The sequence below is a fragment of the Prosthecobacter sp. genome, from assembly GCF_044222565.1.
Lineage (GTDB): Bacteria > Verrucomicrobiota > Verrucomicrobiia > Verrucomicrobiales > Verrucomicrobiaceae > Prosthecobacter.
Genome location: NZ_JBGANA010000003.1, coordinates 92,586 through 106,922 on the forward strand (window position 1 = coordinate 92,586; position 14,337 = coordinate 106,922).

The 14,337-nt window shown below is 59.2% G+C and carries 13 protein-coding genes; 8 read left to right on the forward strand and 5 right to left on the reverse strand.

What is annotated here, in order from left to right; all coding sequences use genetic code 11:
• Nucleotides 1-14: 14 nt before the first annotated feature.
• Entirely contained in the window at nucleotides 15-1,667 is a 1,653-nt protein-coding gene (locus ACILSR_RS04900; RefSeq protein ID WP_395748610.1) for a GspE/PulE family protein, read from the reverse strand.
• 166 nt (nucleotides 1,668-1,833) lie between these two features.
• On the opposite strand from ACILSR_RS04900, the gene ACILSR_RS04905 reads away from it, so the two are divergent.
• Nucleotides 1,834-2,907: a DUF3500 domain-containing protein gene (locus ACILSR_RS04905; RefSeq protein WP_395748611.1), complete on the forward strand. Its 1,074-nt coding sequence runs from the start codon at nucleotides 1,834-1,836 to the stop codon at nucleotides 2,905-2,907.
• 351 nt (nucleotides 2,908-3,258) lie between these two features.
• Nucleotides 3,259-4,692, forward strand: a complete 1,434-nt coding sequence (dnaA, locus tag ACILSR_RS04910; protein ID WP_395748612.1) for a chromosomal replication initiator protein DnaA — start codon at nucleotides 3,259-3,261, stop codon at nucleotides 4,690-4,692.
• Nucleotides 4,693-4,769: 77 nt separating this feature from the next.
• Here the strand turns inward: dnaA and ACILSR_RS04915 are convergent, their stop codons facing one another.
• From ACILSR_RS04915 to ACILSR_RS04930, 4 genes are all read right to left on the reverse strand, one after another.
• Nucleotides 4,770-5,156, reverse strand: coding sequence for a type II toxin-antitoxin system VapC family toxin (locus tag ACILSR_RS04915; protein WP_395748613.1), 387 nt, complete (start codon nucleotides 5,154-5,156; stop codon nucleotides 4,770-4,772).
• Nucleotides 5,153-5,392 carry a DUF2281 domain-containing protein gene (locus ACILSR_RS04920; RefSeq protein ID WP_395748614.1) on the reverse strand — a complete coding sequence of 80 codons (240 nt, stop codon included), beginning with the start codon at nucleotides 5,390-5,392 and terminating at the stop codon, nucleotides 5,153-5,155. Before ACILSR_RS04920 ends, ACILSR_RS04915 begins: the two co-directional genes overlap by 4 nt.
• Nucleotides 5,393-5,502: 110 nt before the next feature.
• A complete protein-coding gene (locus ACILSR_RS04925; protein WP_395748615.1) occupies nucleotides 5,503-6,501 on the reverse strand; it encodes a hypothetical protein in 999 nt (332 codons plus the stop codon).
• A gap of 10 nt (nucleotides 6,502-6,511) precedes the next feature.
• Nucleotides 6,512-9,706 (reverse strand): c-type cytochrome, encoded by a 3,195-nt coding sequence (locus tag ACILSR_RS04930; protein WP_395748616.1) that lies wholly within the window; start codon nucleotides 9,704-9,706, stop codon nucleotides 6,512-6,514.
• A gap of 132 nt (nucleotides 9,707-9,838) precedes the next feature.
• Between ACILSR_RS04930 and ACILSR_RS04935 the strand changes: the two genes are divergently transcribed.
• From ACILSR_RS04935 to ACILSR_RS04960, 6 genes are all read left to right on the forward strand, one after another.
• Nucleotides 9,839-10,081, forward strand: a complete 243-nt coding sequence (locus ACILSR_RS04935; RefSeq protein ID WP_395748617.1) for a hypothetical protein — start codon at nucleotides 9,839-9,841, stop codon at nucleotides 10,079-10,081.
• Between the two features lie 48 nt (nucleotides 10,082-10,129).
• Complete coding sequence (locus ACILSR_RS04940; protein ID WP_395748618.1) at nucleotides 10,130-10,402, forward strand: hypothetical protein; 273 nt, start codon at nucleotides 10,130-10,132, stop codon at nucleotides 10,400-10,402.
• Between the two features lie 17 nt (nucleotides 10,403-10,419).
• Nucleotides 10,420-11,637, forward strand: a complete 1,218-nt coding sequence (locus tag ACILSR_RS04945) for a cysteine desulfurase (RefSeq protein ID WP_395748619.1) — start codon at nucleotides 10,420-10,422, stop codon at nucleotides 11,635-11,637.
• A gap of 33 nt (nucleotides 11,638-11,670) precedes the next feature.
• A complete protein-coding gene (gene sufU / locus ACILSR_RS04950; protein WP_395748620.1) occupies nucleotides 11,671-12,108 on the forward strand; it encodes a Fe-S cluster assembly sulfur transfer protein SufU in 438 nt (145 codons plus the stop codon).
• A 3-nt stretch (nucleotides 12,109-12,111) separates the two neighbouring features.
• Nucleotides 12,112-12,924 carry a bifunctional DNA-formamidopyrimidine glycosylase/DNA-(apurinic or apyrimidinic site) lyase gene (mutM, locus tag ACILSR_RS04955; RefSeq protein WP_395748621.1) on the forward strand — a complete coding sequence of 271 codons (813 nt, stop codon included), beginning with the start codon at nucleotides 12,112-12,114 and terminating at the stop codon, nucleotides 12,922-12,924.
• 325 nt (nucleotides 12,925-13,249) lie between these two features.
• On the forward strand, nucleotides 13,250-14,299 hold the full coding sequence (locus ACILSR_RS04960) for a fructose-bisphosphatase class II family protein (protein ID WP_395748622.1): 1,050 nt from the start codon (nucleotides 13,250-13,252) through the stop codon (nucleotides 14,297-14,299).
• Nucleotides 14,300-14,337 lie beyond the last annotated feature (38 nt).

The following is a 14,337-nucleotide window of genomic DNA, read 5'->3' on the forward strand; positions in this document are numbered from 1 at the left end:
CGGGAGGTGAAAGATCAGTCGGCGTCAGCCATGGTGGCCTCGATGACTTCGTCCGCGGTGGTGAGGCCGGCGAGCACCTTGCGGATGCCGTCCTCACGGAGGGTGCGCATGCCAAGCTCGCGCGCACGTTTGCGGAGCTGCGGAGTGGTGAGCTGCTGGTTGATCATGCCGCGTACTTCATCGTCGATTTTGAAGATTTCGACGATGGACATACGTCCGCGGTAGCCGCGCTGGCGGCATTTGGAGCAGCCGATGGCGTTCATGATGGTGGACTCTGCCATCTGAGCCGCCTCCAGGCCGAGGGAGCGGAGCTCATGAGTGGAGAGCGAGCCGGGCTGCTTGCAGTCCGGGCAGAGCTTGCGGACGAGGCGCTGTGCCTCGATGGCGCGCACGGCGGAAGCCGTGAGGAAGGGCTTCACGCCGATGTCGCTGAGACGTGCCACGGCGCTGGGGGCGTCATTGGTGTGCAGCGTACTGAACACCAAGTGACCGGTGAGCGAGGCCTGGATGGCGATGGACGCTGTTTCAAGGTCTCGAATTTCCCCCAGCATGATGATGTTGGGCGCCTGACGCAGCATGGCGCGCAGGGCGGCGGCGAAGGTCATGCCGACATCCTCTTTCACCATGACTTGGTTGATGCCCGCGAGTTCGTATTCGACCGGGTCTTCCACGGTGATGATCTTGCGGTCGGGCCGGTTGATGAAATTGAGGCAGGCGTAAAGCGTGGTGGTTTTTCCGGAACCCGTCGGGCCCGTGACCAGGATGATGCCGTCCGGGAGGGTGATGAGCTGTTCAAAGCTGGCCTGGTCATCGCTAAGGAAACCGAGGTCTACGAGGCCGAGCTTGAGGCTGCTCTTGTCAAGCACACGCATGACGACGCTCTCGCCGTGGTTGGTAGGGATGATCGACACACGCATGTCGATCTCCTTGTCATTGAAGGACATCTGGATACGACCGTCCTGCGGGATGCGTTTTTCATCCAGCTGCATGCTGCCGGTCATGATCTTGATACGGCCGATGATGGAGGAATGCAGGCGTTTGGGGTGATGTCCCACGTCCACCAGCACGCCGTCCATGCGGTAACGGATGCGGATGTCCTTCTCCAGCGGCTCGATGTGAATGTCAGAGGCCTTCTGCTTGAAGGCTTCCATCAGCAGATTGGTCACCAGTTTGATGACGGGGGCGTCGTCGTCTTTGCTGTCCTGGTTCTTGGTCGTTGCCAGGCCCAGGATTTCCTCATTTCCATAGATGTTGGACTGGACTGTCTTGATGAGGGAAGGGGTGGAGCAGTAGTACTCAATGTCCGGCTGCAGGACGTGCGGCAGCGCGTCCAGCGTTTCAAAATCAAACGGATCCGCCACCGCAATTTGCAGGGTGCTGTTGTTCATCCCCAGCGGTGCGATCTTGTATTTCTTGGCCACGTCCACAGGGACGAGAGATTTGAGGGCGGGACTGGCCTCGAAACCATGCAGATCCACGTACTCCATGCCGGAGTTTACAGCCACCAGGCGCGCGATCTGCTCGTCCGAAACCGTCGCGGATTTGACCAGCACAGCGACGACGCTATCCCCGGGTTTGAGGCCAGTTTTTGCCTGCTGGATGTCGCGCTCGGTCAGCAGTCCGTTTTCGAGGAGCTGTTCGAGGAGGTATGCTTCATTGGAGTACATGAATTCGGATCTGCTTGGCGGGTGGTACGTGGAGACGGTAATTTACGATATTAATCAGACTACAACCTCACGCGGGAAAGTGTCAACGAATCGGCGTCGGCAAGATGAAAAATGATGACAATGAATGACAAACCGAAGTCGAAATGAGCGTTCGACTTGCCCCGCCATGCAATCACGTCGAATCACTCCCATGCACCTCGCTCAGCGACTCTCCATTCCTTTCCTTGGCATTTGCCTTGCATTTTCAAGTTTCTCCGTCCGCAAAGCCGAGGCCCACGATGCCGGTGCGCAGATGTCCGCCATCGCCAAGGTCTTTCTCGCGGCTCTGACGCCGGAGCAGAAGGCGAAGGCGAGTTTTGAGTTCGCAGCAGAGGAGCGTGAAAACTGGCACTTCATTCCGCGTGAACGCAAAGGGCTGCCGCTCAAGGAGATGACGCCCCAGCAGCGGCTGCTGGCGCACGCGCTCCTGAACACGGGCCTGAGTTTTCGCGGCTCCGCCAAGGCTGTCACCATCATGAGCCTGGAAGAAGTGCTCTACCAGATCGAAGGAGCGGATGAATCCAAGCGTGCCGCCACGCGTGAGAAGCGCGACCCGGAGAAGTACTACGTGTCCATCTTTGGCGAGCCCGCGGACAAGGGCGCCTGGGGCTGGCGTGTGGAGGGGCATCACCTGTCCCTGAACTTCACCATTAAAGACGGCCAGATGCTGCGCGCCACGCCCTCATTCATGGGCACCAATCCGGGCGAGATCCGCCAGGGGCCTCTGACCGGGCTGCGTGTGCTCGGAGTGGAAGAAGAACTGGGCCGTGAACTGGTGAAGTCTCTCACACCGGAGCAGTTCAAGACCGCGTTTGTGGACACCGTGGCACCCAAGGAAATGATCACTGCTGCTGAGCATAAGGTGAGCGCGCTTTCACCCGCAGGCCTGGCGGACTCGGCACTCGACGAAAAGCAGAAGGCCATGCTCACACGTTTGATCGACGAGTACATCGAGCGTCTGCGCCCTGAGATCGCTGAAGCAGCGCGTGCGGAGTTCAAGGCCGCCGGAACCATCTTCTTCGCCTGGGCAGGCGGCAAGGAGCGCGGGGAGCCGCATTATTATCGTGTGCAGGGCAAGACCTTCCTGCTGGAGTATGACAACACGCAGAACGATGCCAACCATGTGCACAGCGTCTGGCGCAGCTTTGACGGTGACTTCGGCCGTGATGTGCTGGGCGAGCATGTGAAGCAGGCTCACTGATGCTCCGCTGCGGGCCCGGCGCGATCCATCCCGGGCACTTTCGAATCAGGCGCGCAATTAGCGTGCCTGATTTGTGTTTACACAGCTATTCGCAAACTGTTCACAGCTTGTACACGCAAGATTGAACAGATCTTCACATTCGAGTGGCAATTAATTTTTGAATCTTTCGTGCAATGGCTGCGAAACTTTAAAAATATATCAAGGAAGAGCTTGTTTCACGTGTCGGTTTCGTCATACAAAGCAGTGTCATTTAAAAAGATGTTCAGCGGTCTTCCGATAGTTTCCCTCTGAACGTCTGACATCACAGCTTCTCATTCCAACCTCGACCTCACTCTCCCAGAAAATCTCATCATGGCGCGCAACGATGAAAACTCGAATCACACTTCCCTCAATGGATCGGCACAGCATGCGCACACAGAACTGTTCACGGCCGTTCCCAGCGTGTGGGATCAGGTCTGTGAAGTGCTGGTGAAGCGCCTAGGTGGCGACAATTTTCAGCGCTGCTTTAGCGGCACCTCCGCGCGCCTGGCTGATGACGGCCGTTTTATCATCACTGTCCCGAATCCGATTCATCAGCTGTGGATCGAGAGCAATCATACCGTGGCCGTTGCGGATGCGGTGGCGGAAGTCACGGGTGTGCCGGCCATCATTGAGTTTCACGTGGCCACGGAACCCACACCGGTTTCCTACACGCCGCTGCCAGAACTGAAGGCGGCGCGCATTCATCATGCGGAGCAGCCCCCCATTCGTTTTTTCAGCGAAGCCGGCCTGAACGCCAAGTTCAACTTTGACAGCTACGTCATCGGCACCAACAGCAGTTACTCGGTGGCCGTGGCCAAGGCCGTGGCTGAAAAGCCGGGCCGCATTTACAATCCGCTGTTTTTCTACGGCGCCACGGGCCTGGGCAAGACGCACCTTCTGCAGGCCATCGGCCAGGAAGTGCTGGCGCGCAAACCGCGTGCGAACGTGCGCTACGTCACGTCCGAGCAGTTCACCAATGAGTTCGTGGACGCCATCAAGCGCCAGACTTTCAGCCAGTTCCGCCAGAAATACCGCAAGGTGGACGTGCTGCTGATTGACGACGTGCACTTCTTTGAGGGCAAGGACAGCACGCAGGAGGAGTTCTTCCACACCTTCAACGAGCTCTTCAACAGCCAGAAGCAGATCGTTCTGGCCAGCGACCGCCCGCCGAGCGAGATCAAGAACCTGGAAAGCCGCCTCGTCTCACGCTTTGAGTGGGGCCTTGCCACACAGATCCAGGTGCCGGACTTTGAAACCCGCATCGCCATTCTTCGCCGCAAGCAGAGCGACTTCAACGTCTCGCTCGAACCGTGGATCCTCGACTTCATGGCCCAGCGCATCCGTGCCAACGTGCGCAAGCTGGAAGGCGCGCTCATGCGTGTGGCCGCGCATGTGTCGCTCGAAGGCTCCGTCCCCACGGAATCCGCTCTCGCGGCGATGCTGCATGACGTGATCGACGAAGATCCGTCCAAGACCGTCACAGTGGATCGCATCCAGCGCATCATCGCCACGCATTATGATCTGCGCGTCAGCGACCTCACAGGCCCACGCCGTCCCAAGAACATCGCTGAAGCACGCCAGGTGGCCATGTACCTCACGCGCACGCTGACAAAGCTGCCGCTGGTGCAGATCGGCGATGAATTCGGCGGCCGCGACCACGGCACCGTGATTCACGCCTGCAAGGTTGTCTCGAACCTCATGACCGGCTCGAACGATTTCAAACGCACGCTGGATTCGCTGGCAGGGAAGATCCGGGAGAGCTGAGGGATGGGAAGGGGCAGAGCGCTGCGTATTAAAGCGCTGGGAGCGGAGTGCGTGGAGGTGCTCCGGTCCCCGTGGGCTCACCAGAGCAACGGCACGCCATACGCTGGAAACTGCGTGTCGCAGGTGACGAGCGTCAGACCCTCGATTTGCGCCTGACAAATCATGAGCCGGTCAAAGGGATCGCCGTGATGACGGGGAAGCGTGAGGAGTCCTTGGTAGTGCTCAAATCGGGCTGGCAGGATCTGGAAGCCGTTGGCATCCATCACATGAGGAAAGATCATTTCATAATCAACCTGAAGCTGAAGTTTGCCGAGGGAGAGTTTGATCGCCATTTCCCAAGGCACGGTATGGCTGATGTATCGCTCGTTGGCATCATCTTCCATTGCTAATCGAGCCGCAGGGCTGAGGCTGGGATTTCCTTCACAGAACCAGATCAGAGCGTGCGTGTCGATCAGAAGCCTCATGGCATGTAATCTCTAAAATCTTCGAGTGGCGCATCGAAGTCCTCAGACATTGAAATTTTGCCTTTGAGGCAGCCAAAACCTTTCAAGGCAGGTTTGGGCAAGGCGTCTGATTTGAGTGAAGTCACCGGTTCCATTGTCGCCCGTACGCGGATGGGAAGTTTCTGCCATGCCACAGGCAGGGGAAGATGGAGCGTGCCATCTGGCGCGGGTTCCATGATGCCGGTAATCGTGCTCATAATCAAATTTTAGCGGGAGTTGGCCAAAAAGCAAAGTCTGCTCTCTGGGGCCTTTCCCGGCCAGGGACAGCTAATGTTATTCACCCTCCGACACATGAATGTCGTGCTCTTCAAGGACTGGCAGTCACAGGGGCAAACCTTCCCAAAATGGACATCAAGTATTCGAGACACTGACTGATTGCTTCCGCAAACTCAGCACCACCCCTGACGGATGGCAGGTCCAGCTTCCGCAGATGTGCTGCCACAAAGCGCAACTGGTACAACTTTTCCTCAGGCAGGGAGGCTCCCCACCAACGAGACAGGGACAGGTAGGAGTCAACGATTTGCGCCTCATCCAAATCGAGAGCTTTGGCAGCCTGCGTCAATCGCTCATCGAGCGGACGAAACCGCTCCCTCTCGTCGCTGCTCAGGCGGGACAATGCCATGAGCTGAAGTATGGATTCTGGGCTCATATGGTAAACCGAATCAAGCTGGCCGGACGACTCCCCTTCATCGTATTCACGTTGAATCTCCTGAAACAGAGGGTGCAAGGCTGCCCTGAGCTCTCCGGCGGCTGTTTTACCTTTTGGGAACTGCGTCATTAGCTTCTCTGCATCCAAGCCTGGGCCATTCGATTCCATGGGTCCCCATCCATGATTTAAATGGGTGTCCACACTCCTCAAAAGATGACATTTGACGGTTGGGTTGCAGTCCAACCAGCGGCCATTTTTCCAGGATGACAGCAATCGATCGAGCGTTTCTGCAAATCGATTGCTCCACAGTAGTTGCGCAGATGTGTCCTTGAACGGCTCGATCGCAGAGAAAAACTTTTCTTCGGTGTCACTGCTTATCAAAAGCAAAAAGGTGCGGCGGATGTCTGACATGCAGCCCTTCGGCAGCAGGCCCTTTTCTTCGAGCTGCAAGACAAGTTCGTCCGGCTCCGACAGGGCTCTTAATTTTCGAGCCACCAGCGACCGGCTGGCATGAGTGTCGGTTGGTTGAAACGTGTGGAAATAATCGCGCAAAAAACTCGCGGACAAAGAAGCCGGGTGAGCGGCAAGCCCGGCTTCTTCAGCTGCAAGGATCACGGCATCCAATTTTTTGGTGAGGTCAAATCGGATGCCTTTCATGCCGATGCGCCTACTTCTTCTCCAGAGCGTGCTCTTTTAAGATCTCATCGACCATGTAGAAGATGGCACGGCTCTTGGTTTCTTCGCGGACGCGTTTGACGTCTTCGACTTTGACCATGGGAAGATTGTTGCCGAAGGACTGGTGAACGTAGGAGATGACGGCGGCGACTTCTTCATCCTTGAGCAGGGGGCCAAAGCCCATCATGGGCGGGGTGCCTTTTTCGGGGCCGTATTTTTTGCCCTGGAAGTCGAGCGGGCCGAAGAGGCCTTTGAGCACGATCTTGATCACGCGGTCGCCGTTGCCTTCCAGCCAGTTGCTCTTCACGAGACCGGGATAGATGTTCTCCACGCCTTTGCCGTCGGCCTGATGGCAGGTGACGCAGTGGGCTTCGCGGTTGAAGACTTCCTTGCCCAGGTCGTAGAGCTTTTTATCTGCGGCGGAAAGCTTCTTGTCGGTGGGGCCATAGCTGGCGTCTGGTGTGGCACGCAGACGGGCGGCGAGCAGCGGCTCTTTGCCGAGCACGTCCTTGCCCTCGGGCAGGGAGGTGAGCTGCTTCATGGTCTCGCGGAAGCAATAGTCGATGTAGTAGTCCTTTTCGAGCATGACGAGCTTGGCGAGATCGATGGCTTTCATGACATCGGCACCTTTGACAAAGCTGAGCGCGCGCAAGGCCTCAAGACGGACGCGTGGGGCGCTGTCTTTGATGCCGGCTTCAAAGATGGCGAGGGTGTTGGGTACGCGGTCGCTCCAGTAGCAGGCGACGCGGATGCCCTGGGCGCGTGCGCGTGGCTCGGGGGACTTCAGAACGGACTCAAGCAGGGGGATGTTCACCACGTTGTGCCACTGGTGCACCCACAGGGCTTCGAGGCGGTTGTGCTCGTAGTTTTTGTCCGCCTTGTCGAGAGCGGCCTCCCATTTCTGCACGGCGGCGATGACTTCCTGGGAGTCATGGGTGTCGAGTTCCACCTTGGCAAGCTGGCGGACGCTGTCTTCGTGCTCTTTGAGCAGTTCGAGGAGGTTGGCGATGGATTCGCCGTGAATCTTTTTCGGCGTGAGCAGCGGGCGGGCAGGGTAGGTGAGGCGGTAGATGCGGCCATGCTGATGGTCGCGGTTCGGATCGCGCAGATGGTGCTGCAAATGGCCGATGAGCATCTGCGACCAGTCCATGACGTAGAGCGAGCCATCTGGCGCGACGGCGACGCCGCTGGGGCGGAAGTTGGGATTGGCCTGCACGTCTGTCTGCAGCATGGCGGGCTCGATGGTTTCACCTTTGAGGCCGGAGCCTTCTTCGGTGACCTTCGCGCGGAAGATGCCCTGGAAACCGATGACGTTGGTGTTCAGGAATGTGCCCTGCCAGTCTTCGGGGAAGTGGCGGCTGCTGAGGATGGCGGTGCCGGGGGTGGGGCGTGAGGGGCGGTTCCAGAACTCCTTCATCCTCCCATGGGAGCCGCTGTCCAGATGGCCGCTGAAGGCGGGGGCGAAGTAGTTCGCGTTGCCGGTGGCGTCGGTGATGATGTCATTGCCCCAGTAGTCGAACACGCGGCCGTGGGGATTGGCGAAGCCGTAGGGCACGTAGCGGTCAAAGCGGTAGCTGCGCGGCTCGAAGCGATAGATGGCGCCATTCACATTGCGCACGGGGCCTTTGAGGGTCTCGACATTCGTGCGGTGGAAGACGCCGTCGCTGAAATACAGCGCACCGCCGGGCTCGTAGCAGATGGAGTTGGTCTCGTGGTGGGAGTCCGCGGCGTCGAGGCCGTTGACGATGCGCTCTTTCCAGTCGCCTTTGCCGTCGCCGTCCGTGTCGCGCACGAACCACATGTCGGGGGACTGCATGACGAGCACGCCGTCTTTATAAAGCTGGAAGCCGGTGGGGCAGTTCAGGCCGTCGAGGAAGGTGGTGCATTTGGAAAACTTGCCGGTTTGGGGGTCGATGTCGAAGACGAGGAGCTTGTCGAAGACCTTGGTGGTGGGCGTGGTTTCAGGATAGTTTGGCCAGGCAGCGACCCAGAGACGGCCGCGGGTGTCGAAGTTCATCTGCACCGGATTGACGAGATCTGGGAATTCCACTTCGGAGGCGATGTACTCCACCTTCACACCTTCAGGGGTGGTGAGGTGCTTGAGGGTTTCTTCGCCGGTGAGGTAAGGCACGGGCTCTGGGCGATTTGGGGCCACGGCAGGCACGGGCGGGAGATTGTCGTCCTTCACTTCGTAGCTCTTGCCCTGGGCGGCGGCCCAGACGGCCTTGTCACGGTTGGCGGTCTTCACATCGCGCTGCGCGAGTTCTGCGCCGACGATGGTGGCGTTGTCGATGCCGTTGGTCTTGGTGACGGCATCGGCGTACTTGATGCGGGAGCGCTGGCCGAAGATGTTGAACTGGTCCACCGTGCGGTAGCGGTGGTGCCACTGCACGTTTTTCTCCAGCACGGCCTCGCGGATTTTGGCGATGTAGGGATCGTCCATGCTGGGGGCGTCTTTGCCAAACAGCGCTTTGAATTGCACAGGGGCGAGCACCTTGTCGCCGGCATCGGAAAGATGCGTGCCGTCGATGGTCAGTGGTTTGGAGGCGCTGGCGTAGAGGGACTGCGAAGCGGAGAAGAGATCGACAAAGGGCACACTGTTTGCCATGGCGACTTCCGCCATGGCGGCGGTGTAGGCAGCGATGTTTTTGTTGTTCGCGGAGCCGTCCGGGAAGTCGGCGCTTTTGAGATTTTCGTGCGCGATGGGCGAGAGCAGCACCACGCGGGGCTGGCCTTTGCCGTAGTCGGTGCTGAGCTGCTTTTTGAGGTACTCATCCAGCGCCTTTTTGAAATCTGCGAGTCCGGCTTCACCTTTGAAGGACTCATTGAAGCCCCAGTAGGCAAGGATGACGCTGGCGTGGAAGTCCGCACCGGCGGTGTAGGTCACCTCGGTTTCGCCCACCTTCGTGGTCAGGGTGCCGGGCTTCATGTTGAGGAAGTACTCCGTGGTGGGCACTTCGTCGCTGCGTGGATGGACGTTCACCTCGTCCGCCGCGAAGCCGAGATTGCGCACGGTCAGCTCGAGGTCGGGGTAGGCTTTGTGGATCAAGGACTCCAGCCAGCCGTGATGCTGCTGGCGGTCCGCCAGACCGCTGCCGACGATGGCGATGTGGTCGCCCTTCTTGAGTAAGATCTCAGCTTGGAGCGAGACGGTAAGACAGAGGAGAAGGGATAAAAGTTTCTTCATGAAGGTGGGTCGGAAGGGCTGTGCAATACGGGGCAGCAGGGTCAATGTTTGCCGGAGAAAGCGCAAGTTTCGCCTTTCCTCGGAAAGATCAAAAATGTTTACTCTTTGGGGCGGTTGTGATAAACCAAACAAATGCCCTCGAAATCCCGTCTGTTTTGTGCCGTCGCCGCCTGCCTGTTGCTCAGCAACTGCGGGCTCATCGGCACGGCGCTCAGGCTGGCGCCTTATGCCCTGCTGTTTGCTGACGGAAATGCCAAGGGCACGACTCAGGGTAAAGCGCTGGAAATGCGCGGGAACGAGGTGCAGGCGCGGGGAGCCCGTAGATTCCTGCCAGCGTCTGGCGGAAGCGCCCCCCAGGTCGCTTTCAAGCACTGAGCATCTTGTTGTTTACAGAATCGCAACGTCATGATACACACAACTTTAATGAAATTCGCCCGTACCAGCTTTCTTGTTTTCATTTCTTTTGGCCTGACCAGCTGCCAGACCTGGAATGCTTTGAAAAACTGCTATCCGGTGAAGTTCATGGACCAGACCGGCTCTGCCATGCTGGGCTGGCTGGGTGAAAACAATCTTCCTACCGACGGCAAACCCGCCACCATGCAGGAGCGTGCGCGTGAGATCGAAAGCCGTGGCCATTATGCCGGCAAGACGCCTGCGACCGTGGGTGATGCTGGACAGCACACGGCGGCTCGCTAAGTGTGCTTGCCGCACACATGGACTGGCACCGCATACGCTCTGATTTTCCGATCCTCGATCAGCAGGTAAATGGACACCCGCTGGTCTATCTGGACAATGCCGCCAGCAGCCAGAAGCCGCGTGCGGTCATCCAGACGCTTTCCCACTACTACGAGCGGGACAACTCCAATGTGCACCGCGCTCTGCATGAGCTGAGCAACCGTGCCACGGAGGCCTTCGAGACCGCGCGAAAAAAGGTGGCGCATTTCATCGGCGCCGCCTCAGAGGACGAGATCATTTTCACCCGCGGCACCACCGAGGGCATCAACCTGGTGGCGAACACCTGGGGCACGCAGAATCTGCGGCCCGGGGATGTCATTCTCATCACGGGCATGGAGCACCACAGCAACATCGTTCCGTGGCAGTTGCTGGCGCAGCGCACAGGCGCGACGCTGAAATACATCCCGGTGCTGGATGATGGCACGCTGGATGGCGAGGCCATCAATACGCTGCTCACCGAGCAGGTGAAGCTCTTCGCCTTCGTGCACATTTCCAACTCGCTGGGCACCATCAATCCCGCCAAGGAACTCATCGCCCGCGCAAAGGCTCTGGGCGCGGTGGTGCTGCTGGATGGCGCGCAGAGCGCCGGCCACATGCCCATCAATGTGCAGGACCTCGGCTGCGATTTCTTTGCCTTCTCCGGCCACAAAATGTGCGGCCCCACCGGCATCGGCGTGCTGTATGGCCGCATGGCCCTGCTGGAAACCATGCCGCCCTGGCATGGCGGTGGCGAGATGATCCTGAGCGTGACGATGGAGAGCAGCACCTACAAGGCCCCGCCGCATCGCTTTGAAGCAGGCACGCCGGACATCTCCGGCGTCATCGGCCTCGGCGCTGCCATCGATTATCTGCAGGCCATCGGCCTCGAAAACATCCAGCGCCACGACCACAACCTGTCCAATTACGCGGTGCAGCGCATGGCGGAGGTGCCCGGCATCCGCATGCTCGGCCCGCAGAACGGGCACCGCGGCGCGCTGGTGGCCTTCCACCTCGATTTTGCGCATCCTCACGACCTTGTGGAGTTTGCCAACAGCCACGGCGTGGCCATGCGCGGCGGCCACCACTGCACGCAGCCGCTGATGAAGCGTTTCAAGGTGCCCGGCACCACCCGCGCCAGCTTTTATTTCTACAACACGCTCGAAGAGATCAATCGCCTCGTCGAAGTCCTGCTCCTCGCGCGTAAGTTCTTCACGTGATACAGGCTGCCAGCCTGTTCAGCCCCTCCGACCATGCTCTCTGACGACCTCCGCGACCTCTACCAGCAGGTGATCCTGGATCACTCCCGGAACCCGCGCAATCACGGCGAACTCCCGCCCCCCTGCCTCCACGCCCACGGCGACAACCCCTCCTGCGGCGACGAAATCGACGTCTGGGTCAAAGTGTCCGACACCGGCAACATCGACGACCTCAAGTTCACCGGCCAGGGCTGCGCCATCAGCCAGGCCAGCGCCTCGATGATGACCCAAAAGATCAAAGGCAAATCCAAAGCCGAAGCCGCCGCCGTCCGCGAAGACTTCCGTCGCATCGTCATGGGCGATGGTGCCCCCGCGAATGAGGATGCGCTGGGCGAGCTTATCCTGCTTGAGGGCGTGCAGAAGTTTCCCCAGCGCGTGAAGTGCGCGATGCTGGCGTGGCGAGCGCTGGAGCAGGCGTTGGAGGGGAAGTAGGCCATGCCTGAACTTCCCGAAGTCGAAACCACTCTGCGAGGTGTCTCGCCGCATGTGATTGGCAAGCGGGTGCGGGAGGTGATCGTGCGGGACAAGCGGATGCGCTGGCCGATTCCGGATACGATTCATGAGCTTGAGGGCTGTGTGATCGAATCAGGCACGCGGAGGGCGAAGTACATGCTGTTTGGGACGAAGAAGGGGACGCTGCTGGTGCATCTGGGGATGTCGGGAAATTTGAGGGTGTTGCCGGCGGAGACGGCGTTTAAGAAGCATGATCATCTGGCGATCACGCTGGATGGGGGGAAGCAACTGAGGCTGCACGATCCGCGGCGGTTTGGGGCGGCGTTGTGGATTGAGGGGGATGTGATGGAGCATCCGTTGCTCAAAGAGCTGGGGCCGGAGCCGCTGGGGGATGAGTTTACGGCGGCGCATCTGCAGGCGGCTTGCAAGGGCAAGACGGCGGCGATCAAGCAGGTGATCATGGATGCGCATGTGGTGGTGGGCGTGGGCAACATCTATGCGAGCGAGGCGCTGTTCATGGCGGGGATCAATCCACGGCAAGCGGCGGGGAAGGTGACGAAGGCGAAGCTCGTGAAACTGGTGCAGGCGATTCGCAAGGTGCTGGCGGCTTCGATCAAGATGGGCGGCACCACGCTGCGCGATTTTTTAAACGAGAGCGGCGAGCCCGGGTACTTCAAGCAGACGCTGCGTGTGTATGATCGCGCGGGCGAGCCCTGCCGGGTGTGCCAGACACCGGTGAAGCGCATCGTGCAAGGGCAGCGCTCCACGTTCTTCTGTCCGACGTGCCAGAAGTAGGCATGCTCCCACGCGAATGTTCGCGAATTTGGATGAATGGCGCTGGGTGGGGTTTTTATAGGACGAGTCATTGAAAACGGTTTGGTGCTTCAGCCTTGAGGTGCACCACAGAGTCACGATGAGCACAGAGTTCTGAAACAAACATGAATGCAAATCTCTGTGTCCATCGTGACTCTGTGGTGAAAATAGGCGCCGGCCTATGCAGCCTCGTTTTCAAGCCTTCCACATCCCAATTTTGGTGATGTCACTGGGCTGGCCATGGGGGTAAAAGCCACGATTCTTTCGCTCGTCATTCCGCCAGTCCTCATTCACCATTGCCCCAGCCATGCCTTCGACTCTTCCACCTCTGCGCAGTGCTTATGATCTTGAACGTGTGCTCGAATTTGAATTCGTGCGCGCCACGGAGAATGCGGCCCTTCAGGCGATCCACTGGCTTGGGCGCGGTGAAAAGGAGCTGGCGGATGGTGCGGCCTGCAGCGCGATCTACGGCGTCTTCGACATTCTCGACATCCGTGGCGAGGTCGTCATTGGCGAAGGCATCAAGGACAATGCGCCGGGCATTTTCGTGGGCGAGCATCTCGGCACCTGGCGCGATGGCTCGCCGCGTTTCAACATCGCGCTCGATCCCATCGACGGCACCAGCAACATCGCCAAAGGCTTGCCCAACAGCATTTCAGTTATTGCCGCAGCGCAGATTCCCGATGGGGCGCCGTGCGCGATGAAAAGCATCCCGAGCTTTTACAGCCACAAGATCGCTTACGGACCAGCGGTGAAGAAGGCGCTGGAGGGCAGGGGAGACCGCTGCTTTCTCGACATGCCGCTGGGAGAGGTGATCACCTTCGTGGCCGAGGCTCTGGGCAAGCGCGAGCGGGACCTCGTTGTTTCCACGATGGATCGCCCTCGCCATCAGGAGATCGTGGAGCAGATTCGTAGCTCTGGTGCCGCGCTGCGCATGGTGACGGATGGAGACATCGCTGCGGCAGTGGCACCATCGATGCCAGAATCCGCCTGCGATCTCTACGTCGGCATGGGCGGTTCACCGGAAGGTATTCTGGCGGCGGCTGCGTTGAAATGCCTCGGTGGCGACATGCAGCTGCGCATGTGGTTTCACAATGAAACGCATCGGGCGGAGGTCGCGGCGGAAACGTCTGCCGCCGAAATGAACCGGGTCTTCCGTGTACATGAACTCATCGTGGGAGAGAGCGCCCTGTTCTGCGCCACGGGCATCAGCGATAGTCCTCTGCTTCCGGGCTGCCGGCTGGTGGGGCACCGCGTGGAAACGCACTCCATCCTGATGCGTTCACGCAGCGGCACGGTGCGCCGCATCCATGCCGTGCATGATCTGGATCGCAAAGTGGTGCCGCTGCGGGTGTAGTGGCACGGGCAATCCTGCCCGTAGCTTCCGGATCAGCG

Excerpts from the sequence above, each read along its gene's own strand:
- ACILSR_RS04960 (WP_395748622.1), top strand. The coding sequence starts at position 13,250 with ATGCCTTCGACTCTTCCACCTCTGCGCAGTGCTTATGATCTTGAACGT.
- mutM (WP_395748621.1), top strand. The coding sequence starts at position 12,112 with ATGCCTGAACTTCCCGAAGTCGAAACCACTCTGCGAGGTGTCTCGCCG.
- ACILSR_RS04915 (WP_395748613.1), bottom strand. The coding sequence starts at position 5,156 with ATGAGGCTTCTGATCGACACGCACGCTCTGATCTGGTTCTGTGAAGGA.
- dnaA (WP_395748612.1), top strand. The coding sequence starts at position 3,259 with ATGGCGCGCAACGATGAAAACTCGAATCACACTTCCCTCAATGGATCG.
- ACILSR_RS04930 (WP_395748616.1), bottom strand. The coding sequence starts at position 9,706 with ATGAAGAAACTTTTATCCCTTCTCCTCTGTCTTACCGTCTCGCTCCAA.
- ACILSR_RS04900 (WP_395748610.1), bottom strand. The coding sequence starts at position 1,667 with ATGTACTCCAATGAAGCATACCTCCTCGAACAGCTCCTCGAAAACGGA.
- ACILSR_RS04905 (WP_395748611.1), top strand. The coding sequence starts at position 1,834 with ATGCAATCACGTCGAATCACTCCCATGCACCTCGCTCAGCGACTCTCC.
- ACILSR_RS04935 (WP_395748617.1), top strand. The coding sequence starts at position 9,839 with ATGCCCTCGAAATCCCGTCTGTTTTGTGCCGTCGCCGCCTGCCTGTTG.
- sufU (WP_395748620.1), top strand. The coding sequence starts at position 11,671 with ATGCTCTCTGACGACCTCCGCGACCTCTACCAGCAGGTGATCCTGGAT.
- ACILSR_RS04920 (WP_395748614.1), bottom strand. The coding sequence starts at position 5,392 with ATGAGCACGATTACCGGCATCATGGAACCCGCGCCAGATGGCACGCTC.
- ACILSR_RS04940 (WP_395748618.1), top strand. The coding sequence starts at position 10,130 with ATGAAATTCGCCCGTACCAGCTTTCTTGTTTTCATTTCTTTTGGCCTG.
- ACILSR_RS04945 (WP_395748619.1), top strand. The coding sequence starts at position 10,420 with ATGGACTGGCACCGCATACGCTCTGATTTTCCGATCCTCGATCAGCAG.
- ACILSR_RS04925 (WP_395748615.1), bottom strand. The coding sequence starts at position 6,501 with ATGAAAGGCATCCGATTTGACCTCACCAAAAAATTGGATGCCGTGATC.